27 protein-coding genes are annotated in these 25,459 nt (G+C 72.4%); 15 read left to right on the top strand and 12 right to left on the bottom strand.

Annotated elements, in window-relative coordinates; all coding sequences use genetic code 11:
* Nucleotides 1-36 precede the first annotated feature (36 nt).
* Nucleotides 37-768, top strand: a complete 732-nt coding sequence (locus tag AC2RP6_RS32410; RefSeq protein ID WP_486449389.1) for an LppU/SCO3897 family protein — start codon at nucleotides 37-39, stop codon at nucleotides 766-768.
* A 63-nt stretch (nucleotides 769-831) separates the two neighbouring features.
* Here the strand turns inward: AC2RP6_RS32410 and AC2RP6_RS32405 are convergent, their stop codons facing one another.
* Nucleotides 832-2,061 carry an acyl-CoA dehydrogenase family protein gene (locus AC2RP6_RS32405; protein WP_486449388.1) on the bottom strand — a complete coding sequence of 410 codons (1,230 nt, stop codon included), beginning with the start codon at nucleotides 2,059-2,061 and terminating at the stop codon, nucleotides 832-834.
* Between the two features lie 214 nt (nucleotides 2,062-2,275).
* On the opposite strand from AC2RP6_RS32405, the gene AC2RP6_RS32400 reads away from it, so the two are divergent.
* Nucleotides 2,276-2,920, top strand: coding sequence for a TetR/AcrR family transcriptional regulator (locus AC2RP6_RS32400; protein ID WP_486449387.1), 645 nt, complete (start codon nucleotides 2,276-2,278; stop codon nucleotides 2,918-2,920).
* Between the two features lie 57 nt (nucleotides 2,921-2,977).
* On the opposite strand, the gene def is transcribed toward AC2RP6_RS32400, so the two are convergent.
* Nucleotides 2,978-3,526 carry a peptide deformylase gene (gene def / locus AC2RP6_RS32395; protein WP_486449386.1) on the bottom strand — a complete coding sequence of 183 codons (549 nt, stop codon included), beginning with the start codon at nucleotides 3,524-3,526 and terminating at the stop codon, nucleotides 2,978-2,980.
* A 124-nt stretch (nucleotides 3,527-3,650) separates the two neighbouring features.
* Between def and AC2RP6_RS32390 the strand changes: the two genes are divergently transcribed.
* From AC2RP6_RS32390 to AC2RP6_RS32365, 6 genes are all read left to right on the top strand, one after another.
* Complete coding sequence (locus AC2RP6_RS32390; RefSeq protein WP_486449385.1) at nucleotides 3,651-4,889, top strand: MurT ligase domain-containing protein; 1,239 nt, start codon at nucleotides 3,651-3,653, stop codon at nucleotides 4,887-4,889.
* Between the two features lie 28 nt (nucleotides 4,890-4,917).
* Complete coding sequence (locus AC2RP6_RS32385) at nucleotides 4,918-5,646, top strand: type 1 glutamine amidotransferase (protein WP_486449384.1); 729 nt, start codon at nucleotides 4,918-4,920, stop codon at nucleotides 5,644-5,646.
* 215 nt (nucleotides 5,647-5,861) lie between these two features.
* A complete protein-coding gene (locus AC2RP6_RS32380) occupies nucleotides 5,862-6,887 on the top strand; it encodes a 6-phosphofructokinase (protein WP_030660435.1) in 1,026 nt (341 codons plus the stop codon).
* A 114-nt stretch (nucleotides 6,888-7,001) separates the two neighbouring features.
* Nucleotides 7,002-7,958, top strand: a complete 957-nt coding sequence (locus AC2RP6_RS32375) for a cytochrome c oxidase assembly protein (protein WP_486449383.1) — start codon at nucleotides 7,002-7,004, stop codon at nucleotides 7,956-7,958.
* A gap of 99 nt (nucleotides 7,959-8,057) precedes the next feature.
* Nucleotides 8,058-8,216, top strand: a complete 159-nt coding sequence (locus AC2RP6_RS32370; RefSeq protein ID WP_037929045.1) for a hypothetical protein — start codon at nucleotides 8,058-8,060, stop codon at nucleotides 8,214-8,216.
* A gap of 85 nt (nucleotides 8,217-8,301) precedes the next feature.
* Nucleotides 8,302-9,012, top strand: coding sequence for a lysophospholipid acyltransferase family protein (locus tag AC2RP6_RS32365; RefSeq protein WP_486449382.1), 711 nt, complete (start codon nucleotides 8,302-8,304; stop codon nucleotides 9,010-9,012).
* Nucleotides 9,013-9,070: 58 nt separating this feature from the next.
* Here AC2RP6_RS32365 and AC2RP6_RS32360 read toward each other — a convergent pair whose 3' ends face one another.
* From AC2RP6_RS32360 to AC2RP6_RS32325, 8 genes are all read right to left on the bottom strand, one after another.
* A complete protein-coding gene (locus tag AC2RP6_RS32360; RefSeq protein WP_486449381.1) occupies nucleotides 9,071-10,732 on the bottom strand; it encodes an alpha/beta hydrolase in 1,662 nt (553 codons plus the stop codon).
* Nucleotides 10,733-10,916: 184 nt separating this feature from the next.
* Nucleotides 10,917-11,702 (bottom strand): urease accessory protein UreD, encoded by a 786-nt coding sequence (locus AC2RP6_RS32355; RefSeq protein ID WP_486449380.1) that lies wholly within the window; start codon nucleotides 11,700-11,702, stop codon nucleotides 10,917-10,919.
* The gene (gene ureG / locus AC2RP6_RS32350) at nucleotides 11,699-12,394 is read right to left on the bottom strand and encodes an urease accessory protein UreG (protein ID WP_486449379.1); all 696 of its coding nucleotides are present in this window, start codon (nucleotides 12,392-12,394) and stop codon (nucleotides 11,699-11,701) included. The genes AC2RP6_RS32355 and ureG overlap by 4 nt, the downstream gene beginning before the upstream one ends.
* Before the next feature lie 38 nt (nucleotides 12,395-12,432).
* Nucleotides 12,433-13,107: an urease accessory protein UreF gene (locus tag AC2RP6_RS32345; RefSeq protein ID WP_486449378.1), complete on the bottom strand. Its 675-nt coding sequence runs from the start codon at nucleotides 13,105-13,107 to the stop codon at nucleotides 12,433-12,435.
* Nucleotides 13,108-13,120: 13 nt separating this feature from the next.
* A complete protein-coding gene (locus AC2RP6_RS32340; RefSeq protein WP_486449377.1) occupies nucleotides 13,121-14,842 on the bottom strand; it encodes an urease subunit alpha in 1,722 nt (573 codons plus the stop codon).
* Entirely contained in the window at nucleotides 14,835-15,146 is a 312-nt protein-coding gene (locus tag AC2RP6_RS32335) for an urease subunit beta (RefSeq protein WP_486449376.1), read from the bottom strand. The genes AC2RP6_RS32340 and AC2RP6_RS32335 overlap by 8 nt, the downstream gene beginning before the upstream one ends.
* Nucleotides 15,147-15,162: 16 nt before the next feature.
* Nucleotides 15,163-15,465 carry an urease subunit gamma gene (locus AC2RP6_RS32330; RefSeq protein WP_486449375.1) on the bottom strand — a complete coding sequence of 101 codons (303 nt, stop codon included), beginning with the start codon at nucleotides 15,463-15,465 and terminating at the stop codon, nucleotides 15,163-15,165.
* 335 nt (nucleotides 15,466-15,800) lie between these two features.
* Nucleotides 15,801-16,250: an ATP-binding protein gene (locus AC2RP6_RS32325; RefSeq protein WP_486449374.1), complete on the bottom strand. Its 450-nt coding sequence runs from the start codon at nucleotides 16,248-16,250 to the stop codon at nucleotides 15,801-15,803.
* A 195-nt stretch (nucleotides 16,251-16,445) separates the two neighbouring features.
* Here AC2RP6_RS32325 and AC2RP6_RS32320 point away from each other — a divergent pair, with 195 nt between their 5' ends.
* Together AC2RP6_RS32320 and AC2RP6_RS32315 are read left to right on the top strand one after the other, a co-directional pair.
* The gene (locus tag AC2RP6_RS32320; protein WP_486449373.1) at nucleotides 16,446-17,330 is read left to right on the top strand and encodes a helix-turn-helix domain-containing protein; all 885 of its coding nucleotides are present in this window, start codon (nucleotides 16,446-16,448) and stop codon (nucleotides 17,328-17,330) included.
* A 13-nt stretch (nucleotides 17,331-17,343) separates the two neighbouring features.
* Entirely contained in the window at nucleotides 17,344-17,571 is a 228-nt protein-coding gene (locus tag AC2RP6_RS32315; protein ID WP_486449372.1) for a DUF397 domain-containing protein, read from the top strand.
* On the opposite strand, the gene AC2RP6_RS32310 is transcribed toward AC2RP6_RS32315, so the two are convergent.
* Nucleotides 17,568-18,740, bottom strand: a complete 1,173-nt coding sequence (locus tag AC2RP6_RS32310; protein ID WP_486449371.1) for an 8-amino-7-oxononanoate synthase — start codon at nucleotides 18,738-18,740, stop codon at nucleotides 17,568-17,570. The genes AC2RP6_RS32315 and AC2RP6_RS32310 overlap by 4 nt on opposite strands.
* Nucleotides 18,741-18,896: 156 nt before the next feature.
* On the opposite strand from AC2RP6_RS32310, the gene bioB reads away from it, so the two are divergent.
* The 3 genes from bioB to bioD are packed head-to-tail and all read left to right on the top strand — an operon-like array spanning nucleotide 18,897 to nucleotide 22,227.
* On the top strand, nucleotides 18,897-20,165 hold the full coding sequence (bioB, locus tag AC2RP6_RS32305) for a biotin synthase BioB (protein WP_486449370.1): 1,269 nt from the start codon (nucleotides 18,897-18,899) through the stop codon (nucleotides 20,163-20,165).
* A complete protein-coding gene (locus AC2RP6_RS32300) occupies nucleotides 20,158-21,480 on the top strand; it encodes an adenosylmethionine--8-amino-7-oxononanoate transaminase (protein ID WP_486449369.1) in 1,323 nt (440 codons plus the stop codon). Before bioB ends, AC2RP6_RS32300 begins: the two co-directional genes overlap by 8 nt.
* A gap of 9 nt (nucleotides 21,481-21,489) precedes the next feature.
* On the top strand, nucleotides 21,490-22,227 hold the full coding sequence (gene bioD / locus AC2RP6_RS32295) for a dethiobiotin synthase (RefSeq protein ID WP_486449368.1): 738 nt from the start codon (nucleotides 21,490-21,492) through the stop codon (nucleotides 22,225-22,227).
* A gap of 189 nt (nucleotides 22,228-22,416) precedes the next feature.
* Here bioD and AC2RP6_RS32290 read toward each other — a convergent pair whose 3' ends face one another.
* Entirely contained in the window at nucleotides 22,417-22,839 is a 423-nt protein-coding gene (locus AC2RP6_RS32290; RefSeq protein ID WP_486449367.1) for a GNAT family N-acetyltransferase, read from the bottom strand.
* 237 nt (nucleotides 22,840-23,076) lie between these two features.
* On the opposite strand from AC2RP6_RS32290, the gene AC2RP6_RS32285 reads away from it, so the two are divergent.
* On the top strand, nucleotides 23,077-24,420 hold the full coding sequence (locus tag AC2RP6_RS32285) for a hemolysin family protein (RefSeq protein WP_486449366.1): 1,344 nt from the start codon (nucleotides 23,077-23,079) through the stop codon (nucleotides 24,418-24,420).
* Nucleotides 24,417-25,442 (top strand): hemolysin family protein, encoded by a 1,026-nt coding sequence (locus AC2RP6_RS32280; RefSeq protein WP_486449365.1) that lies wholly within the window; start codon nucleotides 24,417-24,419, stop codon nucleotides 25,440-25,442. The genes AC2RP6_RS32285 and AC2RP6_RS32280 overlap by 4 nt, the downstream gene beginning before the upstream one ends.
* Nucleotides 25,443-25,459: the final 17 nt, after the last annotated feature.

The raw sequence follows: 25,459 nt of genomic DNA, 5'->3' as shown, positions 1-25,459 counted from the left end.
CGCGCCGGTGATCACGGCACGAACGAGGAGAGATCCGTGGCCACTCCGCCACCGCCGCAGCAGGCTACCGGCCCGTACGGACCGGCCGGGGGCCCCGTCTTCACGGGCCCGCAGCAGCCGTACGGCGCGTACGGCGCCCACCCGCAGCCCGGCCGGTACGGGTGCAGCCTGTGCGGAGCCTGGCCGGCCGCGCCCGCCACGGTACGGGGCCACCAGGGCATGGTCGTGCTGGCGCGGTTCCTGAGCCGCCGGGGCCCCTTCTGCCGCGACTGCGGCCTCGCCACCTACCGCTCCATGTCCTCGGACACCCTGTGGCAGGGCTGGTGGAGCCCGCTGTCCCTCTTCGCCGCACCCGTGACCCTGCTCATGAACCTCGGCCCACGGGCGGCCTTCCGCAGGCTCGCTCCGCCGTCCGGTGGCTTCCGCCCGCCCCTCGACCCGGGCAGGCCGCTGTGGCGCCGCGGCCCGGCCCTGCTCGTCCTGGTGCCGATCGTCCTCGTGGCCCTCGCGATCCCCACCCTGGTCCTGGTGGGCCTGCTGGCCGGGGACGGCGAACCGACGAGGCTGAGCGTCGGCCAGTGCGTCCGGGACGTCGCCAAGGGTTCCGGACAGACCCTGCTCGTGGAGCCCTGCGACTCGCCGAACGCGGAGTACCGCGTCACCCGCCACCTGGCCCCCGGCACCACCTGCGCGGACGGTGAGCTGTACGCCTACCCCGCATACGGGCCCGGGGGCACGACGACCGGCTGCCTGTCCCCCCTCCGCTGACCCCGCCCGCCCGGCCGGGCGGGGCCTGCGGAGTGCGGCCCGCGCCACCCGTCCGGCTCGGCGCTAGCGGATCGGCATGCCGGAGATCGTGCGCGCGATCACCAGCCGCTGGATCTCACTCGTGCCCTCGAAGATCGTGTAGATCGCACTGTCCCGGTGCATCCGCTCGACCGGGTACTCCCGGGTGTATCCGTTGCCGCCGAGGATCTGGACCGCCTGGGCGGTGACCTTCTTGGAGACCTCGCTCGCGTAGAGCTTCGACATCGACCCCTCGGCCGATTCGAAGGGCCGTCCCGCGACCGCCATCCAGGAAGCCCGCCACACCAGCAGCCGGGCCGCGTCGATCTGCGTGCGCATGTCGGCGAGCTGGAAGGCCACGCCCTGGTTGTCGATGATCGGGCGACCGAACTGCGTGCGCGTCTTCGCGTAGTCCAGCGCAACCTCGTACGCGGCGCGCGCCGTGCCCACGGCCATCGCGCCGACGGCGGGCCGGGAGGCCTCGAAGGTGGCCATGGCCGCGTTCTTGACCCGCTCGCCGCCACCGCTGCGGGCCCGCTCGCGGGACCGGGCGAGGCGCTCGTCCAGCTTCTCCTTGCCACCGAGCAAGCAGGAACCGGGGACCCGTACGTCCTCCAGGACCACTTCGGCGGTGTGCGAGGCGCGGATGCCGTGCTTCTTGAACTTCTGCCCCTGCGACAGCCCGGGGGTGCCGGGCGGCACGATGAAGGAGGCGTGGCCCTTGGTACCCAGCTCCGGATCGACGACGGCCACGACGATGTGGACGTTGGCGATTCCGCCGTTGGTGGCCCAGGTCTTGGTGCCGTTGAGGACCCACTCGTCCTTGGCCTGGTCGTAGACCGCCCGGGTGCGCATGGAGCCCACGTCGGAGCCGGCGTCCGGCTCGGAGGAGCAGAAGGCGGCGACCTTCACGTCGTCGGGGGTCCCGTACATCTGCGGGATCCAGGTGCCGATCTGCTCCTCGGTGCCGTTGGCGACGACGCCGATCGCGGCGAGTCCGGTGCCGACGATGGAGAGCGCGATGCCCGCGTCGCCCCAGAAGAGCTCCTCCATGGCCATCGGGATGCCGAGGCCGGTCGGGTCGAAGAACTGCTGCGCGTAGAAGTCCAGCGAGTAGATGCCGACCTTGGCGGCCTCCTGGATGACGGGCCAGGGAGTCTCTTCGCGCTCGTCCCACTCGGCGGCCGCGGGGCGCATCACATCGGCCGCGAAGCCGTGGATCCAGTCCCGCACCTGCTTCTGGTCCTCGTTCAGCTCCATGGTGAACTCCGCCATGTCCCCTCCACCTGTCCGTGCTCGTCGATCCGGAGGTTACTAGCGGTAACCTACTGGGTGGCCACAGTCTGTTACCGGCGAGTAAGCACTGTCAAGCACGGGCGATGGCGTCGACGACCCTCAGGTCGTGTCCGCCGATTCGATCGCCGGGGTGCCATGGGTGTTACGTTGCGTGGGCGTCACGCACATCGCAAGGGCGGGGAGAGAACACGTCATGGAGACCACGCAGCAGACCGGCGAACCGGGAGCGGCCGAACGCCGCCGGCGGGAGCTGCTCGAAGCCGCCGACCGGGTCGTGCTCAGGGACGGCCCCAAGGCCTCCATGAACGCCATCGCGGCCGAGGCCGGCATCACCAAGCCGATCCTGTACCGGCACTTCGGTGACAAGGCGGGCCTCTACCAGGCTCTCGCCGTCCGGCACACCGACGCCCTGCTGGACTCGCTGCGGGCCGCGCTCGACGCCCCCGCGGAGCGGCGCCGGCGGGTGGAGGCGACCCTCGACACCTATCTCGCCGCCATCGAGGCCCGCCCGCAGGTCTACCGCTTCCTGATGCACCCGGCCGAGGACTCCCACACCGCCGAGCGCGGCTTCGACGTCGGCCTGCACTCGGCGCCGCTGCTGCGCAGGCTCGGCGAGGAGCTGGCCCAGGTGATCAGCGAGCGCGTCGACCTCGGCCCCGGCGGGGAGCAGCTGGCCCGCGTCTGGGGCCACGGCATCGTCGGGATGATGCACGCGGCCGGCGACTGGTGGCTGGGCGAACGCCCCTGCGGCCGCGCGGACCTCGTGGCCGGCCTCACCGACCTCCTGTGGGGCCGCCTGGCCACCGCTGGCAACCGCGAGGACGGCCCCGGCTTCTGACCGGACCGGCCCGCCGCCCCCGGGGCTGACTGATCCGGCCTGATCGCCGGAGACCCGTCAGGGGGCGCCGGGGCCCCAGGGGGCCTTGCGGATCGCCCGCTGCAGGCGACGGGCCCGCAGGCCCGTCACGCGGTCCGCGTACACCGTCCCGTCGAGGTGGTCGCACTCGTGCTGCAGGCAGCGCGCGAAGAACCCCGTCCCCGCGATCCGCACCGGGGCCCCGTCCGACGTGACCCCCTCCACCACCGCGTGGTCGAAGCGGACCGTGCCCGCCTCCAGGCCCGGCAGGGACAGGCAGCCCTCGGGGCCGAGGAACTCGTCCCCGTCGGCCGTCACCAGACGGGGGTTGACGACGTGCCCGACATGTCGTACGTCTTCGTCATCGGGGCAGTCGTAGACGAACACCCGCTGGGCCACACCGATCTGGTTCGCCGCCAGACCGACGCCCTCCGCGGCGTACATCGTCGCGAACATGTCCTCGATGAGCCGGTCGAGACCCGCCCCGAACTCGGTGACCTCCGGGCAGGGCGAGTGGAGCACCGGATCGCCCAGCAGGCTCATGGTGCGGACGAGGCCGGTGGTGCCGGGGATGAGGCGCTGTCGCATGGCGCCAAGCCTACGACGGGCGACCGTACGAGGAGATCGCGCGGCGGGGCGGGGGCGCCGCGGTCAAGGCTCCGGCCGGTACTGGATAGGCTGGGGCCGACCGACGCTAGGAGGACAAGGGACGATGGCAGGCAACACGGAGCCGCTTTCGCCGCGGGCCAAGCTGGCCGTGACGGCGGGCAAGGCCGCGGCGGCGGTGTCGCGGGCCGCGGGACGCGGAAGCGGATCGGTGATCGGTGGCAAGGTCGCACTCAGGCTCGACCCCGATCTTCTCGGCGCGCTGGCGCAACACCTCGACGTCGTCCTCGTCTCCGCGACGAACGGCAAGACCACGACGACCCGGCTGATCGCCGAGGCCCTGCGGGCCAGCGGTCCGGTCGTCTCCAACGCCCTCGGCGCCAACATGCCGGCGGGCATCACCTCGGCCCTCGCGGGCGGCTCGGACGCCAAGTACGGCGTCATCGAGGTCGACGAGAAGTACCTGGCCGGAGTGGCCCGGGACGTCACCCCCAAGGTGATCGCCCTGCTCAACCTCTCCCGCGACCAGCTGGACCGCGCCGCCGAGACCCGCATGCTCGCGGAGAAGTGGCGTGAGGGCCTCCAGGGCTCCAAGGCGGTCATCGTCGCGAACTGCGACGACCCGCTGATCGTCTGGTCCGCCTCCTCCTCCCAGAACGTGGTGTGGGTCGCGGCCGGCCAGGAGTGGAAGGACGACGCCTGGTCGTGCCCCTCCTGCGGAGGTGTCATGCAGCGTCCGGGCGACGACTGGTTCTGCGGCGAGTGCGGCTTCCGGCGCCCGACCCCGACCTGGGTGCTCTCCGGCGACCACGTGCTGGACCCGCACGGTTCGGCCTGGCCGATCCACCTGCAGCTGCCCGGCCGCGCCAACAAGGCCAACGCCGCGACCTCGGCCGCCGTGGCCGCCGTCTTCGGCGTCCCGCCGCAGGTCGCGCTGGAGCGGATGTACCAGGTGCAGGCCGTCGCCGGCCGCTACGACGTCGTCACCTTCCAGGGCCGTGAGCTGCGGCTCCTGCTCGCGAAGAACCCGGCGGGCTGGCTCGAAACGTTTTCGCTGATCGACCCGCCGCCGACCCCGGTGATCCTCTCCGTGAACGCGCGCGGCGCCGACGGAACCGACACCTCGTGGCTGTGGGACGTCGACTACCCCCGCCTGGCCGGCCACCCGATCTTCGTGATCGGCGACCGCAAGCTGGACCTCGCGGTCCGCCTGGAGGTCGCGGGCCTGGACTTCCGGGTGTGCGAGTCCCTCGACGAGGCCGTGCAGCTCGCGCCGCCCGGGCAGATCGAGCTGATCGCCAACTACACCGCCTTCCAGGACGTGCGCCGCCGCGTCGGCAACTAGTACTCATACCCCCAGAGGACACAAGAGCATGAGCGACAACAGCCTGCGTCTGGTGTGGGTCTACCCCGACCTGCTCAGCACGTACGGAGACCAGGGCAACGCCCTCGTCGTGGAGCGCCGGGCCCGCCAGCGCGGCCTGGACGTGCAGCGCGTGGACGTGCGCAGCGACCAGCCCATCCCCACCTCGGGCGACATCTACCTGATCGGCGGCGGCGAGGACCGTCCGCAGCGCCTGGCCGCGGAGCGCCTGCTGCGCGACGGCGGTCTGGAACGGGCCGTCTCGAACGGGGCGATCGTCTTCTCCGTCTGCGCCGGCTACCAGATCCTCGGCAAGGAGTTCGTCAACGACCAGGGTCGGCGCCAGGAGGGCCTCGGCCTGCTGGACGTCGTCACCGTGCGCGGTGAGGGCGAGCGGTGCGTCGGCGACGTGCTCGGCGACATCGACCCGCGCCTGGGCCTGCCGCAGCTGACGGGCTTCGAGAACCACCAGGGCGTCACGCACCTCGGCCCGACCGCGAAGCCGTTCGCCCGGGTGACCATGGGCCGCGGCAACGGCACCGGCGACGGCACCGAAGGCGCCTACAACGACACGGTGTTCGGCACCTACATGCACGGTCCCGTGATGGCCCGCAACCCCCACATCGCGGACCTGCTGCTGAAGCTGGCGCTCGACGTGAACGCGCTGCCGGCCATAGACGACCGGTGGTACGAGGCGCTGCGCGCGGAGCGCATCGCGGCGGCGACGCAGCCCGCGTAACAGCCTCGCGGACCGCTCATCGGGGCGGCCCCCGCATCATGTGTTCGGCCCGGTTTTCCCTAGGGGAAACCGGGCCGACGTCGTTTCGCACGACGATCAGGACCAGCATGTGGAGGATGGTTCAGCGCACCTCCAAACCGCTTGTAGGGTGGCCGTAGTTCCAACCGGACGACGTGGTCCGGTCGTCGGCCCACGTTGCAAAGGTCTCTTCTGCCATGCGCATAGGTGTGCTCACTTCCGGTGGCGACTGCCCCGGCCTCAACGCCGTCATCCGCTCCGTCGTGCACCGTGCCGTCGTCGACCACGGTGACGAGGTGATCGGCTTCCACGACGGCTGGAAGGGCCTGCTGGAGGCGGACTACCGCAAGCTCGACCTCGATGCCGTCGCCGGCATCCTCGCCCGCGGCGGCACGATCCTGGGCTCCTCCCGGGTACAGCCCGCGCACCTGCGGGACGGTGTCGAGCGGGCCCGCGGGCACGTCGCGGACCTCGGCCTCGACGCGATCATCCCGATCGGCGGCGAGGGCACCCTGAAGGCCGCGAACCTGCTCGCCCAGGCCGGTCTGCCGATCGTCGGCGTCCCGAAGACCATCGACAACGACATCGCCTCCACCGACGTCACCTTCGGCTTCGACACCGCCGTCGGGGTGGCCACCGAGGCGCTCGACCGGCTGAAGACCACCGCCGAGTCCCACCAGCGCGTGATGGTCGTCGAGGTCATGGGCCGCCACACCGGCTGGATCGCCCTGCACTCCGGCATGGCGGCCGGCGCGCACGCGATCGTCGTGCCCGAGCGTCCCTTCGACATCGACGAGCTGACGGCGATCGTCGGCGAGCGGTTCTCGGCGGGGAAGCGGTTCGCGATCGTCGTGGTCGCCGAGGGCGCCAAGCCGAAGCCCGGCTCGATGGCCTTCGAGGAGCGCGGCAAGGACATCTACGGCCACGAGCGGTTCGCCGGCATCGGCAACCTGCTGGCCGTCGAGCTGGAGAACCGCCTGGGCAAGGAGGCCCGGCCGGTGATCCTGGGCCACGTCCAGCGCGGCGGCACGCCCACCGCGTACGACCGGGTCCTCGCCACCCGTTTCGGCTGGCACGCGGTGGAGGCGGCGCACCGGGGCGAGTTCGGCATGCTGACCGCGCTGCGCGGCACGGACATCGTGATGGTGCCGCTCGCCGAGGCGACCTCGACCCTGAAGACGGTTCCGGCCGAGCGCTACGACGAGGCCCAGACGGTGCTCTGACACGTCCTCCACACCCCCTTCGGACGCCCCTTTTGTCCTGGGCCGCCCCCGCGCGCACGAGCGCTCGGGGGCGGCACTACTGTGGTGGGGCAGCACAGTCGAGGGAGTGGACAGATGGATCACAGCGGGCACGGCATGGACATGGACATGGACTTGCCGCCGTTCACTCTCGGGCGCGGGCTGGAGTTCTCCTTCGACGCCTTCTTCCTGTTCGGCTCCCTGCTGGGGCTCGCCCTGTACGGGTGGGGCGTGCTGCGGCTGCGCCGGCGCGGGGACTCCTGGCCGCTCGGCCGGACCATCGCGTTCACGCTGGGCGTGCTGACCGTGATCCTGGTGATGTGCACCAAGCTGAACGACTACGGCATGGTCATGTTTAGCGTGCACATGGTCCAGCACATGGTGATCAGCATGATCACCCCGATCCTGGTGCTGCTGGGCGCCCCGGTGACGCTGGCGCTGCGCGCGCTCCCGCCGGCCGGCCGCGGCCGCAAGGGGCCGCGTGAACTCCTGCTGGCGCTGCTGCACAGCCGGTACATGCGGGTGATCACCCATCCGGCCTTCACGATCCCGATGTTCATCGCGAGCCTCTACGCGCTGTACTTCACCCCGCTCTTCGACTTCCTGATGGAGAGCCGCACGGGGCACATCGCGATGATGGTCCACTTCTTCGCCGTCGGCCTGATCTTCTTCTGGCCGATCATGGGCATCGACCCCGGGCCGCACCGCCCGGGCTACGTCATGCGGATGCTGGAGCTCTTCGCCGGCATGCCCTTCCACGCCTTCTTCGGCATCGCCCTGATGATGGCGAGCCAGCCGATGATCGGGACGTACGCCGACCCGCCGGCCTCCCTCGGCATCGACCCGCTCCTCGACCAGCAGTGGGGCGGCGGCATCGCCTGGGCGTTCAGCGAGATCCCCTCGGTGCTGGTCCTGATCGCCCTGATCTACCAGTGGTACCACTCCGAGCAGCGGGCCGCGAAGCGCTCCGACCGGGCCGCCGACCGCAACGGCGACCAGGAGCTGGAGGCGTACAACGCGTATCTGGCGTCGCTGCAAGCGCGTGGCCAGTAGCGGAACCGGCCGTCGGCGCGCCACCATCAACGCGTATCTGGCGTCGCTGCAAGCGCGTGGCCAGTAGCGGAACCGGCCGTCGGCGCGCCACCATGGGGCATGACCGGATCCGTTAAGGCGATGGCAGTCATGACCTTCGCCGCACTGGTGGCCGTCGCCACGTATTCCGTGGTCCTCGGCAGCAACGGCTGGCTGTGGTTCGGCTGGGTGGTCCTGGGGCTGCTGACGGCGGGGATGGCCGCCTCGCGCAGTACCTGAGGAAGGTCATCACCGCCCCCTCCCGTCCCGGGACTCACCGTCCGTAGACTGGACGTGACAACGGGATACCGACGGGAGCGGCCTGGTGTTCTACCACTTGCTCAAGCACGTGTTCCTCGGACCCCTGCTGCGGCTGCTGTTCCGGCCGCGGATCGAGGGGCTGGAGAACATCCCGGCGGAGGGCGCGGCGATCGTCGCGGGCAATCACCTGTCGTTCTCCGACCACTTCCTGATGCCCGCGATCCTGGCCCGGCGGATCACCTTCCTGGCGAAGGCCGAATACTTCACCGGTCCCGGGGTCAAGGGCAGGCTCACCGCGGCGTTCTTCCGCAGCGCCGGGCAGATCCCCGTGGACCGGTCCGGCAAGAACGCCGGCCGGGCGGCCCTGCGCGAAGGACTGGGCGTGCTGGCCAAGGGCGAGCTGCTGGGCATCTACCCCGAGGGCACCCGCTCGCACGACGGCCGCCTCTACAAGGGCAAGGTCGGCGTGGCCGCCATGGCCCTCGGCGCCGGGGTCCCGGTCGTGCCCTGCGCGATGGTGGGCACCTTCGAGATCCAGCCGCCCGGGCAGAAGATCCCGAAGATCCGGCGGGTCACGATCCGCTTCGGTGAGCCGCTGGACTTCTCGCGGTACGCCGGGATGGAGGGCGAGCGCGCCGTCCTGCGCGCGGTCACCGACGAGATCATGTACGAGATCCTCGCCCTGTCCGGGCAGGAGTACGTCGACCGGTACGCGGCCGAGGTGAAGGCCGAGGAGGAGGAAGCGCGGAAGAAGGCCCGGCGCTCGACGCGCTGAGCCTCCTCCCGCCGTACGGGTCACCCCGAAGGGGCTGCCCGCTTCCCCGCGGTCGCGCTCAACGGACGGCGGGGAGTTCCTCACGCGCCGGGAGTCCGCCCTCGGCGGTGTCCAGCGACCGGGCGGCCACCGCGGCCGGGGCGACCGGAGCGGCGTGCGGGGCGCACGTCACGTCCTTGGCGTCGACCTTGCCGGTCAGCAGGTAGGTGTCCACCCGCGTGTTGATGCACGGGTTGGTCAGGCTGGTGACACCGTGCGAGCCGGCGTTCTGCTCGGTGATCAGGCGCGAGCCGGCGAGGCGGCGGTGCAGTTCGACCGCACCCTTGTACGGGGTGGCCGCGTCCCGCTCGGACTGGACGATGAGCACCGGCGGCAGACCGCGCTTGGCGCCGACCTCGATCGGGGTCGACTGCTTGGCGCGCCACGTCGCGCAGGGCAGGTTCATCCAGGCGTTCGACCAGGTCAGGAACGGGTACTTCTGGTGCAGCCTGGTGTTGTCCCGGTCCCACTTGGCCCAGCTGGTCGGCCACTTCGCGTCGGCGCACTCGACGGCCGTGTAGACCGCGTTGCTGTTCTCCGCCGAGGCGTTGCCGGCGGTGTCCGACATGTCCGGGGCGATGGCGTCGACGAGGGCCTGCTCGTCGCCGGCCTCGTAGGCCGCCCAGGTCTGGGCGACGGGCACCCAGGAGGAGTCGTAGTACGGGGCGCCCTGGAAGAAGCCGATGAGCTCGGCGGGGCCGACGACACCGCCGAGCGGGGCGGCCTTGGCCTTGCCGCGCAGCGCCTGCCACCTGGCCTCGACCTGGGCGCGGGTGGCGCCGAGGTGGAAGACCGCGTCGTTCTTGGCGACCCAGTCCTGCCAGTCGTTCCAGCGCGTCTGGAAGGCGACGTCCTGGCCGAGGTTGGCCTCGTACCAGATGTTGTCCTTCGACGGGTCGACGACGCTGTCGACGATCATGCGGCGCACGTGGGTCGGGAACAGGGTCGCGTAGACCCCGCCGAGGTAGGTGCCGTAGGAGACGCCGAGGTAGTTCAGCTTCTGCTCCCCCAGGGCGGCCCGGATGACGTCCAGGTCGCGCGCGCTGTTGGGCGTGGTCATGTGCGGCAGCATCTCGCCGCTGCGCTCCTTGCAGCCGTCCGCGTATTCGGCGGCGAGCTTGCGCTGGGCGCGCTTGTCGGACTCGCTGTCCGGGACCGGGTCGGCCTTGGGCGCCTTGACGAACTCCTGCGGGTCGATGCAGGAGATGGGCGCGGAGTGACCGACACCGCGCGGGTCGAAGCCAACGAAGTCGTACGCCTTCGCGGTGTTGACCCACAGCGGGCTCTGCGAGGTGGACCGGCGCGGGAAGCGCATGCCGGAGCCGCCGGGGCCGCCCGGGTTGTAGACGAGGGCGCCCTGGCGCTCCTGCTTGGTGCCGGTGCTGACGGCACGGTCCACGGCGATGTCGATGGTCTTGCCGTACGGCTTGGCGTAGTCCAGCGGGACCTTCACCCAGCCGCACTGGATGGGGGCGGCCAGTCCCCAGTCCGCGGGACAGTCCTTCCAGTCGATCCCGGTGCCGGCGGCGCGCGCGGCGGCGATCTGCACGCCCAGCGCCTCCGGGAGCCGGAAGTCCCGGCCGGCCGGTGCCGCGGCGGCCGGCGGAGCGAGCAGCAGGCCCGCGGCCAGTGCGCCGGTGATCAGTGTGGCGGCGCTCCCCAGCGTCGCGTTGCGTATCACGTGGTTGTTCCCCCTGCGTCAGGTCCCGCCGTGGGCAGCCGGGTTGGCCGCTTCGGTCGTCGGTGTGCAGGGGGATCCTGGCCTCTGGGCCCGTCCCGGCGACAGGGCGGGGTCGACTTCTTTGCCAACCCGATAACCGGACAGGCGTGTACCGCTGAGCGGTGCCCGATTCGTCCCCCGCGGGTCAGCGGTCGTAGGCACGTCCGGCCGCGTCGAGGACCTCGCGCAGGCCGAGGGCGTCTGCGGCGAGGGCCGTCACCAGAACGGCCGGACCGGCCAGCGGGGTAGCGACGGCGCATTCCCCCAGCACCGCGGCCTTCGGGGGGTGCTGTGCGAAGGCCGGGTCCACGAGCAGGAGTTGCCCGACGGCCCGGTGTCCGGCCAGCCCGGCCGGTCCGTTCCAGCCGCCGGGAGCGCCGGGACCGCAGGCCAGCTCCTGGTCCAGCAGCGGCCGGCCGCCGCGGGTGACGGTGAGGCGGCTGCTCAGCAGACCGGGCGGCTCCCCGTGGCGCCCCAGCACCTGTTCCTCGCGCAGCACCAGGCGGGCGGTGGGTGCGATCCGGACGCGGGTGCGCACCCGCAGGTCGCTGCCGCGGACGGACACGAGCGGCTCCGGCAGCCACCGCACGAAGGCCCCGTCCTCCAGGTCCAGTTCGACGTCGTAGTGCGCGGGCTCGCCGGACCGGCCGGGCAGGGCCAGGGTGGCCGCCGCCGAGGCCAGGGCCAGGCGGGCGCCGGGCCCGGCCGTGGCGCGAAGGGTGAGGTGGTCGCCGCCCAGCGGGGCGCTCATCGCGCCGACGAGCACGATCCCGGCCTCCCCGGCCTCGTGGCCGCGGGTGCGCCGCAGGGCGAGCGGGCCCTCCCCGGCGAGCAGGGGCAGCGCGGTCCCGCCCCGTCCGTCGGCCACGGCGTGGATACGGGCCGTGGCCCGTACCCCGCCGGCGGGCGGGGCGGGGGGCGCGGTGGTCACCGTACGGTCCAGGCGGCGATCCGCCCGCGGACCCAGTCGGCGACCGGGGCCACTCCCTCGGGGCTGCGCAGCGACTGGAAGGCGACGGGCAGTTCGCCGCGCTGCTCGGCCGCGTCGCGGGCCATCCGGCCCAGGTCGGAGCCGACGTGGGGGGCGAGGTCGGTCTTGTTGACGATGAGGAGGTCGGCGGTGGTGACGCCGGGGCCGCCCTTGCGCGGGATGTCGTCGCCGCCGGCCACGTCGATGACGAAGATCTGGGCGTCGACCAGGCCCCGGGAGAAGGTGGCGGTGAGGTTGTCGCCGCCGGACTCGACGAGGATCAGGTCGAGCGGGGCGTGCTCGCGGAAGGCGTCCTCCAGTTCCTCGACGGCTTCCAGGTTGGCGGAGATGTCGTCGCGGATGGCGGTGTGCGGGCAGGCACCGGTCTCGACGGCGGCGATCCGCTCCGGCGGCAGGACCGCCTCTCGGAGCAGGAACTCGGCGTCCTCGCGGGTGTAGATGTCGTTGGTCACCACCGCCATGGAGAGGTCGGTGCGCAGGGCGCGGCACAGGGCGGCGACCGTGGCGGTCTTGCCGGATCCGACGGGGCCGCCGAGTCCGATGCGCAGGGCGCGCCGACTGCCGTCGGGCCGCAGCGGTGCGGCGCTGTGGGAGTGCCGGTGGGGTTGGTCGACGGCGTGGTCGAGGTGCATGGGGTGCTCCCGTGGGTCGAAGGGGTGCGGTGGCGGGCTCAGGAGGCGAACAGGCGGACCGGCCAGTCGGCATGGACCTCGGCCGCGATCTCCAGCAGGGGTGAGGAGGCCGCCGGCAGGGCGTCGGGCCCGTCCAGCAGCGCCCGGTGCGCGGCCTCGGTGGCCCGGGCGGCGACCGCGTCCAGTTCGGGGGCGAGCCGGGCCAGGACCCCGCTCGCCTCGAAGGGGTCCAGGCCGAGCAGGCGTACGGTGGCGGTCGCCGGTCCGCCGGTGCTCTCGTATGCCGCCACGTGCGCGGCGTCGAGCGGCCCGAGCCCGGCGGCCCGGGCGGTGAGGCCGAGCACCACGGGCTGGTGGGCGCCGCGCGGGAACGCAGCGGCGAGGCGTTCCAGGGCGGGGTCGGGCCAGGTGGCCCGTGCGGCCCGCAGCAGCTGCCGGCCCAGCCGCCGCGCCGCGGTGCGCAGCGCGGGTGACGGGGTGCGGGCGTCGGCCGCGGCGTCGAGGGCGGCCGGGTCGAGCCCCAGGGCGGCCGCGGCGGCGAGGGCCGCCGCGGTGAGCCCGGCGGTGTGCAGCCGGCCCCGGCAGAACTCCTCCAGGGTGGCGGCGTCGTGGATGCGGCCCGCCCGGCAGGCGGCCTCGGCCCCGCCGGAGTGGGCGTGGCCCCCGGCGGGGAAGCGGCCGTCCGCGAGGACGAGCAGCGCGGCGAGACTCATGTGGCGGGGCCCGTCAGAAGAGGAAGTAGCGCTGGGCCATGGGCAGTTCGGCGGCCGGTGCCGGTTCCACCGGCTCCCCGTCGATGGTGACGGTGAAGGTGTCGGCGTCGACCTCGACCCGCGGCATGGCGTCGTTGTTGCGCATGTCCGCCTTGGTCACCTTCCGCGTGGTCTCGATGGCGGTGAACCGCTTGCCGAGTCCGAGGCGTTCGGGCAGGCCGTCGTCGAGTGCGGCCTGGGCGGTGAAGTTCAGCGAGTTCAGGCCGGGCGCGCGGCCGTGGCTGCCGAACATGGGCCGGGGCAGGACGGGCTGGGGGGTGGGAATGGAGGCGTTGGCGTCGCCCATCTGGGCGTAGGCGATCTGGCCGCCCTTGATGACGAGTTCGGGCTTGACGCCGAAGAAGGCGGGGTTCCACAGCACCAGGTCGGCGAGCTTGCCGGTCTCGACGGAGCCGACGTCGCGGGCGATGCCCTGGGCCACGGCGGGGTTGATCGTGTACTTGGCGACGTAGCGGCGGGCCCGGTGGTTGTCGGCGGGTCCGTCGCCGGGCAGGAAGCCGCGCCGCCGCTTCATCACGTGGGCGGTCTGCCAGGTGCGCAGGACGACCTCGCCGACGCGGCCCATGGCCTGGGAGTCGGAGGAGATGATGGAGATGGCGCCGAGGTCGTGCAGGACGTCCTCGGCGGCGATGGTCGAGGGCCGGATGCGGGATTCGGCGAAGGCGAGGTCCTCGGGGACGGCCGGATTGAGGTGGTGGCAGACCATCAGCATGTCGAGGTGTTCCTCGACGGTGTTGACGGTGTGCGGGCGGGTGGGGTTGGTGGAGCTGGGCAGGACGTTCGGCTCGGAGACCACGGTGATGATGTCGGGGGCGTGTCCGCCGCCGGCACCCTCGGTGTGGTACGAGTGGATGGTCCGCCCGGCGATGGCCGCGAGGGTGTCGGCGACGAAACCGGCCTCGTTGAGGGTGTCGGTGTGGATGGCGACCTGGGCGCCGGTCTCGTCGCAGACGCTCAGGCAGGCGTCGATGGCGGCGGGGGTGGCCCCCCAGTCCTCGTGGATCTTGAATCCGAGGGCTCCGCCGCGCAGTTGGGAGTGCATGGCCTCGCGGGAGGTGGTGTTTCCCTTGCCGAGGAGGCCGATGTTGACCGGGTAGGCCTCCAGCGCCGCGAACATCCGGGCCAGGTGCCAGGGCCCGGGGGTGACGGTGGTGGCCTTGCTGCCCTCGGCGGGCCCGGTTCCGCCGCCGACCAGGGTGGTGATCCCGGAGGCGAGGGCCTCGTCGATGACCGTCGGGGAGATGAAGTGCACGTGGGCGTCGATGGCGCCCGCGGTGACGATCTTGCCGTTCCCGGCGATGATCTCGGTTTCCGGGCCGATGACGAGGTCGGGGTCGATGCCGTCCATGGTGTCGGGGTTGCCGGCCTTGCCGATGCCGCAGATCCGGCCGTCGCGGATGCCGAGGTCGGCCTTGACGATGCCCCAGTGGTCGAGGATCACGACGCCGGTGATGACGGTGTCGGGTGCGCCTTCGGCCCGGGTGGTGCGGGCCTGGCCCATGGACTCGCGGATCACCTTGCCGCCGCCGAAGACCGCTTCGTCGCCGGAGCGGCCGGGGCCTCCGCCGAGGTCCTGCTCGATCTCGACGAAGAGGTCGGTGTCGGCGAGCCGGATGCGGTCCCCGGTCGTCGGCCCGAAGAGGTCGGCGTACACCTGGCGGGAGATCTCAGCCATCGAGCGGCCCCCCGGTCGCCCCGCGCAGTCCGGGTACGGTCCGCAGCCCTGCCAGCGGGACCAGTTCCACCGACACCGGAATGCCCGGCTCGAAGCGGACGGCCGTGCCGGCGGCGATGTTGAGGCGGAGACCGTGGGCCGCGGCGCGGTCGAAGGCAAGGCCGGGGTTGGCTTCGGCGAAGTGGTAGTGGGAGCCGACCTGGACGGGCCGGTCGGCGGAGTTGAGCACGGTGAGACGGGTGACGGGGCGGCCCTCGTTGAGGAGTACCGGTCCCTCCCCGAAGGCGATTTCGCCGGGGATCATGCGGGGGTACTCCTTGTCAGACGATGGGGTCGTGGACCGTGACGAGTTTGGTGCCGTCCGGGAACGTCGCCTCGACCTGCACGTCGTGGATCATCTCGGGGATCCCGTCCATGACGTCCGCGCGGCTCAGCACGGTGCGGCCGGAGGCCATCAGCTCGGCCACCGTCCGGCCGTCGCGGGCGCCTTCGAGGATGTGCGAGGTGATCAGCGCCACCGCCTCGGGGTGGTTGAGGCGTACTCCGCGCGCCCTCCGCTTCTCGGCCACGTCCGCGGCCACGTGGATGAGCAGTCGCTCCTGTTCGTGCGGTGTCAGTTGCACTCGTATTCACCAAGCTTCCGGGACAGGATCGACTTCGCGCCGAGGCGACCCTAGCGGCCTTCAACACTTTGTTGACCTGCACGTTTCCCACCCAAGCGTCTCTTGTCCCAACGCAGGGGAAGGCTTTCCGTTTCGCCCACCGCAGCTTTACCGGCCCATGGGTGATCATTGGTGGTGGCACGTGACGCCACGTTAAGGGCGGCTTTTTTCCACCGGGTTAACCCGTGTTTCGGGAAGGCACCCGCTCGGGGGCGCGTCCCGCCGCCGGCTCCGGCTTCCGTATACGTCCGTGCAGTCGCACCTCGGCGCGGGCAGGCGGGTGGGCGTCCCGACCGTCAGCAGCCCCCGGCGGCCGCGGCCGGCGCCCCGGCGGTCCAGGGCAGCGCGATCCACACCGTCTTGCCGCCGTCCTCGGTGGGCGTGACCGAGAGCCGCCCACCCGCCTCGACCGCGAGCCAGCGGATGATGACCATGCCCCGGCCGTTGTCCTGCTGGACGGCGGCGGGGAGCCGCCGGGGCCGGCGCGGGTGGCTGTCGGTCACCCCGACGCGAAGCCACTCCTCGCGCTCCAGGCGGATGTCGACGGTAAAGGTGGGCGACTGGCCGAAAGTGTGCTGGACGGCGTTGGTCGCGAGTTCCGAGACGATCAGCCGGACGCTGTCGGCGGTCTCGGCGTCGTCGGGCAGCCCCCACTCCCCCAGCACTTCCGCGACGAATCGCCGGGCAGCGGCCACCGAGGCGGGATCGCTCGGCAGAGTGACGGATGCTTCCAGGTGGTCTGCCATGGCGACGTCCCTTTCCACCGGAGCGGGGGAGCCCCGGATCTGTGCTGGACGCCAGAGTGCCACCCATCGTGCCGCCACATCAGCCTTTCCCCAAAGATATGCATATATCTGTCGCCCGTTGCGGTGAACTCTGCTACGGAAGAGCGTATTTGGACGGCAGACTGGTGCGAGCTGTGCCGGTGGAAGGAGGCGGGTGTGCAGCACGGTCCCGCGGTGCGCCGGCGCAAGCTCGGCGAGGAACTGCGTGCCCTGCGTGACCGGGCCGGACTCACCAGTGGTGAGGCGGCCCGGATCGTGGGATGGCACCAGTCGAAAATCAGCCGTATCGAGACGGGTCGCAGCGGCGTGAAACCGGAGGACATCCGGCTGCTCCTCGATGCCTACGGGGAGTTCGTGAGCCCGGAGCAACGCGCCCTCCTGGAGGCCCTCTCGGCCTCGGCCGCCGGTCCCCGCCCGGGCGGGGACACCGGGCGGGGGCGCCAGTGGTGGCACGACTACCGTGGCCTGCTGCCCCAGGAGTACCGGGACTTCATCAGCCTTGAGGCGGGCGCCCGGTCCGCCCGCACGGTGGAACTGTCCGTGGTGCCCGGACTGTTGCAGACCCCCGACTACGCGAGGGCGGTGACCCGGGCCGCGCTCGGCGGGCTTCCGGAACCGAAGGTGGACGCGCTGGTCGACGTACGACTGGCCCGGCAGTCGGTGCTGCGGGCCGACCCGCCGCTGGAGCTGAGCGCGGTGCTGGACGAGGCGGTGCTGCGGCGACAGATCGGCGGGCCCGGGGTCATGGCGGAGCAGCTGAGGCACCTCGTCAGGGTGGCGAGGCTCCCCCAAGTGAGCCTCCAGGTCCTGCCGTTCAGCGTGGGCGGCCATCTCGGCCTCACCGGACCGTTCGTAATTTTCTCATTTACGAACATCGCCGATCTGGATGTGGTGGTACTCGACCATTTGACGAGTAGCCTCTATCTGGAGCGGAAGGAAGACCTAGAGGCGTACGGCGCCGCGTTCCGCACCATCCAGGCGCACGCCCTCCCGCCCCAGGACTCGTCGGAACTCATCAGCTCACTCGCTGACGACGCGTAGAGGAGGCACCCCCGTGTCCGCAACCCCCTTGAGCACCAGCGGACTTCTGATCAGAGCTGCGCGGTGGCGGCGAAGCAGCCGCAGCACCGGGATGAACAACTGCGTGGAAGCGGCCGCTCTCGGCGACGGTCTGCTGGCCGTCCGCGACTCCAAGCGGACGGACGGCCCGGCCGTGCTCTTCACCGGTCCGGCCTGGGACGGCTTCCTCGCCGTCTTACGGACGGACACGCAGACGACCTAACGGTCCGTGGCCCCGGCGGGCGCGGTCGCGATGATCGTCCCGACCGCCCGATCGATCTCGTCCCCCGTGAGGTCGGCCCGGGCGGTCAGCCGCAGCCGGGAGATGCCGTCCGGCACCGACGGCGGGCGGAAGCACCCCACGGACAGACCTGCCTCGCGGCAGTCGGCGGCCCAGCGCAGTGCCGCCGAGGCCGACGGGGCCCGTACCGACACCACGGCCGCGTCCGGCCGGGCCGCGGTCAGGCCGGACGCGGTGAGCCGCCCGTACAGCCGGTCGGCCACCTCGCGGGCACGGCCGGCGCGCTCCGGCTCCCGCCGGAGCAGGCGCAGGCTCGCCAGAGCCGCGCCCGCGGCGGCCGGGGCCAGTCCGGTGTCGAAGATGAAGGTGCGGGCCGTGTTGACCAGGTGCCGGATCACCTTGGCCGGGCCGAGCACGGCGCCGCCCTGGCTGCCCAGCGACTTCGACAGGGTCAGGGTGGCGACGACGTACGGTGCGCCGGCGAGCCCGGCGGCGTGCAGCGCGCCCCGGCCGCCCTCCCCCAGGACGCCCAGGCCGTGGGCGTCGTCCACCAGCAGGGCCGCGCCCTCGTCGCGGCACGCGGCGGCGTAACCGGCGAGCGGGGCGGCGTCGCCGTCGACGGAGAACACCGAGTCGCTCACGAGCAGCGCCCGGCCCTCGTGCGCGGTGAGCGCCTTGCGCGCGGCGTCCGGGTCGGAGTGCGGGACCACCGCGGTCTCGGCGCGCGAGAGCCGGCAGCCGTCCACGATGGAGGCGTGGTTGCCGGCGTCGGAGACGACCAGCGTGCCCCAGTCGCTGAGCGCCGTGACGGCGGCGAGGTTGGCCGCGTATCCGGACGACAGCACGAGCGCGGCCTCGAAGCCGCAGAAGGCGGCGAGCTCCCGCTCCAGTTCCGCGTGCAGTTCCGTGGTGCCGGTGACGAGACGGGAACCGGTGGCTCCGGCGCCCCAGCGCTCGGCCGCCTCGCGGGCCCCGCGGATGGTCCCGGGGTGCCGGGACAGGCCGAGGTAGTCGTTGCTCGCGAGGTCCAGCAGCGGCGACACCGGCGGCCGGGGGCGCAGGGAGCGGACCAGTCCGGCCTGCTCCCGGGCGCGCTCCGCGGCGTCGATCCAGGCGAAGACGTCCGCGGGGTCGGGAGTGTGCTGGGGCATCGGCGTGTCCTCGTGTTTTGTCGGCAGTCCACAGACCTGCCCGACCCTAGTCCCCGGGACTTGTCCGCCAGGTGTGGTGATACACACACACCCATCCGGCCATGTTGTGCGATCTCTCCTTGGCCGCGATGGGTCGAGTGGGACAGGATCGGGTCCATGGACCTGCTGAACACCCTGGTGGACAAGGGGCTGCGGCGTGAGCTGCCGACCCGCGAAGAAGCGCTCGCCGTACTGGCGACTTCTGACGACGAACTGCTCGACGTGGTGGCCGCGGCCGGCAAGGTGCGCCGCCAGTGGTTCGGTCGTCGGGTCAAGCTGAACTACCTGGTCAACCTGAAGTCGGGCCTGTGCCCGGAGGACTGCTCCTACTGTTCCCAGCGTCTGGGCTCGAAGGCCGAGATCCTCAAGTACACCTGGCTCAAGCCGGAGGAGGCCTCCCAGGCGGCCGCCGCGGGCGTCGCGGGCGGGGCGAAGCGGGTGTGCCTGGTCGCGAGCGGCCGCGGTCCGACGGACCGGGACGTGGAGCGCGTCGGCAGGACGATCGAGGCGATCAAGGAGCAGAACGAGGGCATCGAGGTGTGCGCGTGCCTCGGTCTGCTCTCGGACGGCCAGGCGGAGAAGCTGCGCGAGGCGGGCGCCGACGCCTACAACCACAACCTGAACACCTCCGAGGCCACCTACGGCCAGATCACCAAGACCCACACCTACGCCGACCGCGTGGACACGGTGGAGAAGGCGCACGCGGCGGGCCTGTCGGCCTGCTCGGGCCTGATCGCGGGCATGGGCGAGACCGACGAGGACCTCGTCGACGTGGTCTTCTCGCTGCGCGAGCTGGACGCCGACTCCGTTCCGGTCAACTTCCTGATCCCCTTCGAGGGCACCCCGCTGGCGAAGGAGTGGAACCTCACCCCGCAGCGCTGCCTGCGGATCCTGGCGATGGCGCGGTTCGTCTGCCCCGACGTCGAGGTCCGGCTGGCGGGCGGGCGCGAGGTGCACCTGCGTTCGCTGCAGCCGCTGGCGCTGAACATCGTCAACTCGATCTTCCTCGGTGACTACCTCACCAGCGAGGGCCAGGCCGGCCAGGCCGACCTCGACATGATCGCGGACGCCGGTTTCGAGGTGGAGGGCGCCGGTACGACGACCCTGCCCGCGCACCGCTCCGACGTGGCGGACGCGGCTCCCGCCGGCGGCGGGTGCGGCTCCAACGGCGGCGCCTCCCTGTGCGGTTCCGGCGCGGGCGCGGCGTCGGCCGGGGACGAGGCCGAGGGCTGCGGCTCGGCGTGCGGCGGCTGCTCGGGCCACGCGCACGCGGAGGCCACGCCGGTGCCCGCGCAGCCGGCCCAGGCCGAGCCGGGCGCGCTCCGGTCGGACCTGGTGGCGGTGCGCCGCCGCGGCGCGGGGACGGACATCGCGCCCAATGCCTGACCTGCCCCACTCGCGTTCGGCGGGCGCGGAACTGCTCGCGCTGGACCGGCAGCACGTCTGGCACCCGTACGGCCCGATGCCCGGGCGGCAGGAGCCGCTGGTCATCGACTCCGCCTCGGGGGTGCGGCTGCGGCTCGCCGACCCGTCCCAGGGGGAGGGGCACGACGAGCTGGTCGACGGCATGTCCTCCTGGTGGTCGGCCATCCACGGCTACAACCACCCGGTGCTCAACGAGGCCGTGACCGCGCAACTCGGCAGGATGTCGCACGTGATGTTCGGCGGGCTCACGCACGAGCCCGCCGTCCGGCTCGCCGCGAAGCTCGTCGAGATCACCCCGGCGGGGCTGGAGCACGTCTTCCTCTCCGACTCGGGTTCGGTGTCGGTCGAGGTCGCCGTGAAGATGTGCCTCCAGTACTGGCGGTCGCTCGGGCACACGGGCAAGACCCGGCTTCTGACCTGGCGCGGCGGCTACCACGGGGACACCTGGCAGCCCATGGCCGTCTGCGATCCAGAGGGCGGCATGCACGAGCTGTGGCAGGGTCACCTGCCGCGGCAGGTCTTCGCGGACGCGCCGCCCGGCGGCTTCGACACGCCCGTGGATCCGGCGTACGCCGACCACCTGCGCGAGAGGATCGCCGCGCACGCGGACGAGCTGGCGGCCGTGATCGTGGAGCCCGTGGTGCAGGGCGCGGGCGGCATGCGCTTCCACCACCCGGGCCACCTGCGGGTGCTGCGCGAGCTGTGCGACGAGTACGGGGTCCTGCTGATCCTGGACGAGATCGCCACGGGCTTCGGCCGCACCGGCGCGCTCTTCGCGGCGGACCACGCGGGGATCACCCCGGACGTGATGTGCCTGGGCAAGTCGCTGACCGGCGGGTACCTCACGCTGGCGGCGACCCTGTGCACCGAGCGGGTCGCCGACGGGATCTCCCGGGGCGAGGTACCGGTGCTGGCGCACGGACCGACCTTCATGGGGAACCCGCTGGCCACGGCGGTGGCGCTGGCCTCCGTGGAGCTGCTGCTCGGCCAGGACTGGGCGCTCGACGTCAAACGGATCGAGGCGGGGCTGCGCGAAGGGCTCTCGGCCGCGGCCGGCATCCCCGGCGTACGGGACGTGCGCGTGCTCGGCGCCATCGGCGTGGTCCAGCTGGACCACGAGGTCGACGTGGCGGCAGCCACCCGGGCGGCGGTGCGCGAGGGCGTGTGGCTGAGACCGTTCCGGGACCTCATCTACGTGATGCCGCCGTTCGTCACGGGCGACGCGGACGTGAACCGTATCTGCCGCGCGGTGTGCGCGGCGGCCCAGGAAGGCTGAGAAGAGCAGATGTCCGTAGTGATCGTGTCCGGGACGGGCACGGAGATCGGCAAGACCGTGGTCACCTCGGCCGTCGCGGCGGCGGCCGTGGCGGCGGGCCGCTCGGTGGCGGTGCTCAAGCCGGCGCAGACCGGTGTCGGCCCGCTGGAGCCGGGGGACGCGGCGGAGGTGGTGCGGCTGGCCGGCCCCGCCGTCACGGCGATGGAGCTGGCCCGCTATCCGGAGCCCCTGGCCCCGGACACGGCGGCCCGGCGCTCGGGTCTGCCGACGCTGGCCCCGGCGCAGATCGCGGAGGCCGCCCGGCGGCTGGCCGAGGACCACGACCTGGTCCTGGTCGAGGGTGCGGGCGGGCTGCTCGTGCAGTTCGACGAGGCGGGCCACACGCTGGCCGACGCCGCGCGGCTGCTGGACGCCCCGACCCTGATCGTCGCACAGGCGGGTCTGGGGACCCTCAACTCCACGACCCTCACGGCGGAGGCCCTGCGGGCCCGGGGCCTGACCCCGCTGGGCGTGGTGGTCGGCAGCTGGCCGCACTCCCCGGACCTGGCGGCCCGCTGCAACCTGGCGGACCTACCGAAGTCCTCGGAGCTGCCCCTCCTGGGCGCTGTCCCGGAGGACTCCGGCACCCTCGCCCCGGAACTCTTCCGTGCCGAGGCCCCCTCCTGGCTGGCCCCGCCCCTCTCGGGCACCTGGTCGGCGGAGTCCTTCCTCGCCGCCTGGTCCCCCCCGGCCTTCACCCCGGCCTGACCCCACCCGTCAGCCCCGCCGCCACCCCACCCCCGCTGCCCTCCCAGCCCCGCCGTCCTTCCAGCCCCGCCGGCGTTTGAGGCGCGGGGGCGCGGGGGCGGCGCCCCCGCAACGGCGCCGCACCCGACCCGACACCGCACCCCACCCCGTACCCGGCACCCGCACCCGCACCCGCACCCGCACCCTGCGCTAGCCGAGCGCCTTCACCCACCGCGTCCACTGCTCCTGCGCCCCGTACCCGCCCGCCGCCCAGGCCCGGCGCGCCCGCTCGTTGCGATCGAGCACCATCGCATCGGCCCGCCTCCCGCCCAGCGCAGCGAACCGCTCCTCGGCGGCCGCCAGCAGCGCCGTGCCGATCCCCCGCCGCCGGTGCGCCGGGTGCACGGCGAGCCGGTAGAGGTGACACCGCCAGCCGTCGAAGCCGGCGATCACGGTCCCGACCAGCTCCCCGTCGCGGCGCGCGAGCAGCAGCGCCTCGGGGTCCCGCCCGTGGAGCCCCTCGACGCCCGCGAGGTCGTCGCTGATACTCGTCCCCTCGGCGGCGGTCTTCCAGAAGTCCAGTACGTCGCTGAGATCACCGGCCGACGCGGGGCCGATGTGAAGATCGCTCATGTTCCGATCCCATCACCCGGCCGCGCTCGACCAAAAGGATGATCCGACCGCTTTGCTCGTCCTTTACCATGTGGTCACCGTCCCTCTTGAGTGAAAGGTGTGTGAGCGTCCGCCCATGGGCGAGCCTCCCAGTCCACGACATCCCGCCCCACGACGTCCGCGTGCGCGACATGCGCGTCCGCGACACCGCGCGGTCCCCCTCCTCCTGGCCGATCATGGGACGGAGGTGATCGACCGATGACCGAGGTCCTCCTGCTCGTCGTGGCGCTGCTCCTCTGCCTTGCCTGCGGAGTCTTCGTCGCGGCCGAGTTCTCACTCACGACCGTCGAGCGCAGCGAGCTCGAACGGGCCGCCGAGCGCGGTGAGGGCGGTGCCGACAGCGCACTGGCGGCCGTCCGCACCCTCACCTTCCAGCTCTCCGGCGCACAGCTCGGCATCACCGTGACCGGCCTGGTCATCGGCATGATCTCCAAGCCGTCGATCGCCGCCCTCCTCCAGGGCCCGTTCGAAGCCGTCGGGCTCTCGGCCTCCGTGGCCTCCTCCACCGCCCTGGTCCTCGGCACGGTGCTGTCCACCGTCGTCCTGATGGTCGTCGGCGAGCTGGTCCCGAAGAACTGGGCGATCTCCTCGCCGCTGGCGATCGCCAAGCGGGTGGCGACCTTCCAGCGGGTCTTCAGCCGCGCCTTCAGGCCGCTGATCAGCCACCTCAACTCCACCGCGAACCACCTGGTGCGCCGCTTCGGCATGGAGCCGACCGAGGAGCTGGCCTCCGCACGCACCCCGCAGGAGCTGGTCGCCCTGGCCCGGCACTCCGCCAAGGAAGGCGCCCTGGAGAAGGACACGGCCGAGCTGTTCGTCCGGACCCTGAACCTGGCCGACCTGACCGCGGAGAACGTGATGACCCCCCGCGTCCAGGTCACCGCCCTCGACGTGCAGACCACCGCCGAGGACGTGGCGAACGCGACGATGGCCACCGGCCTGTCCCGCTTCCCCGTCTACCGCGGCAGCCTCGACACCGTCGTCGGCACCGTGCACATCAAGGACGTGCTGGCGCTGCCTGCCGAGGAGCGGCGCCGCCGCCCGGTGTCGCAGCTCCTGCGCGAGCCGCTCCTCGTACCGGAGTCGCTGACCGTGGACCGGCTGCTGGACCGGCTGTCGGGCAAGCAGACCATGGCCGTCGTCATCGACGAGTACGGCGGCACGGCGGGCGTCGCCACGCTGGAGGACATCGTGGAGGAGGTCGTCGGCGAGGTGCGCGACGAGCACGACCCGCACGAGACCCCCGACCTCGCCCCGGCGGGCACCGACGACTCCGGACGGCAGCTCTACTCCGCGGACGGCGCCGCGCGCACCGATCAGCTCCGGCGGATCGGACTGCGGGTGCCGGACGGCCCGTACGAGACCCTGGCCGGTCTGATAGCGACCGAGCTGGGCCGGATCCCGGCCGTCGGCGACCGTCTGGAGCTGGACGGCTGGCGGCTGGACGTGGTGGACGACATCGGACGCAGGGCGGCGCGGGTGCTGCTGCACGCGCCCGTCGACGCCCTGGGGTCCGCCGACGGCACGGAGGACGCGCGATGACCGTGATCCAGCTGTTGATCGGCCTGGCGACCCTGGTCGTGAACGCCTTCTTCGTCGGTGCGGAGTTCGCGCTGATCTCGGTCCGGCGCAGCCAGATCGAGCCGTACGCCGAGCAGGGCGACCGGCGGGCCCGCGCCGTCCTGTGGGGCCTGGAGCACGTGTCGGCGCTGATGGCGGCGGCGCAGCTCGGCATCACGCTGTGCACGCTGGTGCTGGGCGTGGTGGCCGAGCCGGCCATCGCCCACCTGCTGACGCCGCTCTTCGACCTGGTCGGGGTGCCGTCCGGGCTGACCCACGCCATCTCCTTCGTGGTGGCGCTGGCGCTGGCGACGTACCTGCACATGCTCTTCGGCGAGATGCTGCCCAAGAACGTGGCGCTGTCCGAGCCGGTGCGTACCGCGCTGCTGCTGGGGCCGCCGCTGGTGACCCTCACCCGGGCGCTGCGCCCGGTGATCTTCGCGATCAACGCCTTCGCCAACACCCTGCTGCGCCTGCTGCGGGTGGAGGTCAAGGACGAGGTCGCGGCGACGTTCTCGGACGACGAGCTGGCCCGGATGGTGAAGGACTCCAGTGACGCGGGGCTCCTCGACGACCGGGCCAGCGAGCGCCTGCACGACGCCCTGGAACTGGGCCGCCGGCCCGTGAACGACGTGGTGCTGCCGGCGGCGCGGGTCATCTCGGCCCGTGAGGGCATCACTCCGGCCGGGCTGGAGCGGCTGTCGGCGGAGAGCGGGTACTCCCGCTTCCCGGTGGTCGACGCGCAGCACGGGATCCTGGGTTACCTGCACGTCAAGGACGCCCTGGACGCGGACGGGGAGACGCGCGACGAGCCCTTCCCGGCGTCGGCGCTGCGCCCGATCGCGCAGGTCCGGGCGGAGACGCCGCTGGACGACGTGCTGACCGCGATGCGGCGCAGCCGCACCCACCTGGCGGCGGTCCTGGGGGCGGAGGACGCCATGACGGGCCTGGTGACGATGGAGGACGTGCTGCGGGAGCTGTTCGGAAGGCCGGCTTCCGCGTAGTGCTCCGGGCGGTGCGG

It is taken from the genome of Streptomyces sp. WAC03905 (assembly GCF_057371075.1).
Note: the sequence above shows the minus strand (reverse complement) of the source record. Positions and strands in the feature narration are given on the sequence as shown.

Excerpts from the sequence above, each read along its gene's own strand:
- AC2RP6_RS32285 (WP_486449366.1), top strand. The coding sequence starts at position 23,077 with ATGACCGAGGTCCTCCTGCTCGTCGTGGCGCTGCTCCTCTGCCTTGCC.
- def (WP_486449386.1), bottom strand. The coding sequence starts at position 3,526 with ATGCGACAGCGCCTCATCCCCGGCACCACCGGCCTCGTCCGCACCATG.
- AC2RP6_RS32300 (WP_486449369.1), top strand. The coding sequence starts at position 20,158 with ATGCCTGACCTGCCCCACTCGCGTTCGGCGGGCGCGGAACTGCTCGCG.
- AC2RP6_RS32405 (WP_486449388.1), bottom strand. The coding sequence starts at position 2,061 with ATGGCGGAGTTCACCATGGAGCTGAACGAGGACCAGAAGCAGGTGCGG.
- bioB (WP_486449370.1), top strand. The coding sequence starts at position 18,897 with ATGGACCTGCTGAACACCCTGGTGGACAAGGGGCTGCGGCGTGAGCTG.
- AC2RP6_RS32290 (WP_486449367.1), bottom strand. The coding sequence starts at position 22,839 with ATGAGCGATCTTCACATCGGCCCCGCGTCGGCCGGTGATCTCAGCGAC.
- AC2RP6_RS32335 (WP_486449376.1), bottom strand. The coding sequence starts at position 15,146 with ATGATCCCCGGCGAAATCGCCTTCGGGGAGGGACCGGTACTCCTCAAC.
- AC2RP6_RS32340 (WP_486449377.1), bottom strand. The coding sequence starts at position 14,842 with ATGGCTGAGATCTCCCGCCAGGTGTACGCCGACCTCTTCGGGCCGACG.
- AC2RP6_RS32375 (WP_486449383.1), top strand. The coding sequence starts at position 7,002 with ATGGATCACAGCGGGCACGGCATGGACATGGACATGGACTTGCCGCCG.
- AC2RP6_RS32380 (WP_030660435.1), top strand. The coding sequence starts at position 5,862 with ATGCGCATAGGTGTGCTCACTTCCGGTGGCGACTGCCCCGGCCTCAAC.
- AC2RP6_RS32310 (WP_486449371.1), bottom strand. The coding sequence starts at position 18,740 with ATGCCCCAGCACACTCCCGACCCCGCGGACGTCTTCGCCTGGATCGAC.
- AC2RP6_RS32325 (WP_486449374.1), bottom strand. The coding sequence starts at position 16,250 with ATGGCAGACCACCTGGAAGCATCCGTCACTCTGCCGAGCGATCCCGCC.
- ureG (WP_486449379.1), bottom strand. The coding sequence starts at position 12,394 with ATGCACCTCGACCACGCCGTCGACCAACCCCACCGGCACTCCCACAGC.
- AC2RP6_RS32280 (WP_486449365.1), top strand. The coding sequence starts at position 24,417 with ATGACCGTGATCCAGCTGTTGATCGGCCTGGCGACCCTGGTCGTGAAC.
- AC2RP6_RS32370 (WP_037929045.1), top strand. The coding sequence starts at position 8,058 with ATGACCGGATCCGTTAAGGCGATGGCAGTCATGACCTTCGCCGCACTG.
- AC2RP6_RS32385 (WP_486449384.1), top strand. The coding sequence starts at position 4,918 with ATGAGCGACAACAGCCTGCGTCTGGTGTGGGTCTACCCCGACCTGCTC.
- AC2RP6_RS32345 (WP_486449378.1), bottom strand. The coding sequence starts at position 13,107 with ATGAGTCTCGCCGCGCTGCTCGTCCTCGCGGACGGCCGCTTCCCCGCC.
- AC2RP6_RS32400 (WP_486449387.1), top strand. The coding sequence starts at position 2,276 with ATGGAGACCACGCAGCAGACCGGCGAACCGGGAGCGGCCGAACGCCGC.
- AC2RP6_RS32390 (WP_486449385.1), top strand. The coding sequence starts at position 3,651 with ATGGCAGGCAACACGGAGCCGCTTTCGCCGCGGGCCAAGCTGGCCGTG.
- bioD (WP_486449368.1), top strand. The coding sequence starts at position 21,490 with ATGTCCGTAGTGATCGTGTCCGGGACGGGCACGGAGATCGGCAAGACC.